The organism is Vibrio sp. 1562 (genome assembly GCF_033340155.1).
GTDB lineage: Bacteria > Pseudomonadota > Gammaproteobacteria > Enterobacterales > Vibrionaceae > Vibrio > Vibrio alginolyticus.
The window spans coordinates 1-636 of the sequence record NZ_JAWOVY010000463.1 but is presented as its reverse complement, the minus strand read 5'-3'; the positions used below and the strand labels follow the sequence as shown (position 1 = coordinate 636).

At 50.6% G+C, this 636-nt stretch carries 1 pseudogene; it reads right to left on the bottom strand.

The features are described 5' to 3' along the window. Positions 1-636, bottom strand: a pseudogene (locus R7Z49_RS25835) (glycerol-3-phosphate 1-O-acyltransferase); the annotation flags it as partial.

The following is a 636-nucleotide window of genomic DNA, read 5'->3' as shown; positions in this document are numbered from 1 at the left end:
TAAGACAGCAGTAGGTAATCCATGTGACTACGGTGACACGGCACGTAAACGATCTCATGGCCATCTTGCGCCAAGCGACGCACTGTCGAAGCGTTGTTGATGTGCAGGCCTTGATATAGTTTGGTCCACAGCCAGCTCAGGATGCGATCGCCGTTTTTCACCAGACCGTATGAGAAGTCGGCTGCGATTTCATCCATGATGTCATGGGCTTCTTTGCGCGCTTTCTCAATCGAAATGTCTTTGCTTTTTGCCTCGTCTTCAATCGCTTGTTCAATTGCAGGTGACTTTAACAGGCGAGCAAATAGCACTTGGCGTTGCGGTAGGTTTGGACCTGATGCCGCCAATTTTTGACGAGAAAAGTGGATACGTGCCACGCGCGCCAATTTATGCGCAATAGCACTGTCTGTACCGTGAGAATCCGCCATATAACGCAGTGAAACCACCGGGCTAAAGCGCACCAAACAGTCACGACCTGCTGCCATTACCGCTTTCGCTTTTTGTGGCCCATTCATTGGTTGCAGGTACGGTCGATGGCTCTCTTCTTTACCTGGTTTGCGTCCCCAAAGTACGGTCGCTGGGATCATCTGCACATCAAGCTCGCTATCAAGCTTGTGCAGTTCCAGCAGCTCAGTAAAT